This window comes from Pseudoalteromonas phenolica (assembly GCF_005876835.1).
Lineage (GTDB): Bacteria > Pseudomonadota > Gammaproteobacteria > Enterobacterales > Alteromonadaceae > Pseudoalteromonas > Pseudoalteromonas phenolica_B.
The window spans coordinates 1-600 of sequence record NZ_PPSW01000052.1; the positions used below are offsets into that span (position 1 = coordinate 1).

1 protein-coding gene is annotated in these 600 nt (G+C 40.7%); it reads right to left on the reverse strand.

Annotated features, from left to right (window positions below; all coding sequences use genetic code 11):
• On the reverse strand, window positions 1-600 hold a 600-nt coding region (locus C1E24_RS20380), incomplete at its 5' end, for a UDP binding domain-containing protein (protein WP_276609916.1).

Below are 600 nucleotides of genomic sequence, written 5' to 3' on the forward strand. Positions count from 1 at the left end.
TTAAAGTCTAATATCCGCTTCTGATGGCTTTAGTACGTGCTTCACATCGTACAATACGTGGTTTTCTTTACCGAATGAACGCAGCTTTTTCTCGCCCATTTCTTTTAGCTCTGAATGGTCCACCGCTAATACAACACCGTCGTACTTGCCCTCTTCTAGCTCTGTGATTAGGTCAATACCGTATTCATGCTTAACTTCTTCTGGATTTGCCCAATCATCATATACATCTACCGACATATTGAAGTCTTGTAACTCTTTCACGATATCGATGATTTTAGTGTTACGAACATCAGGGCAATCGCCCTTAAAAGTAAAACCTAGAATAAGCACTTTCGCTTCATCAATGTGAATTTTCTTACTTGATAACTTCTTAACTAGTTGCGTGGCGACATACTCACCCATACCATCATTAATTCGACGACCAGCTAAGATAACTTCTGGGCGGTAGCCTACTTCTTGCGCTTTATGTGTCAGGTAATAAGGGTCAACACTGATACAGTGACCACCAACCAAGCCAGGCTTGAACTTTAAGAAATTCCACTTAGTGCCAGCGGCGTTAAGTACTTCTTCTGTATCGATATGCAAACGATTAAAGATTTT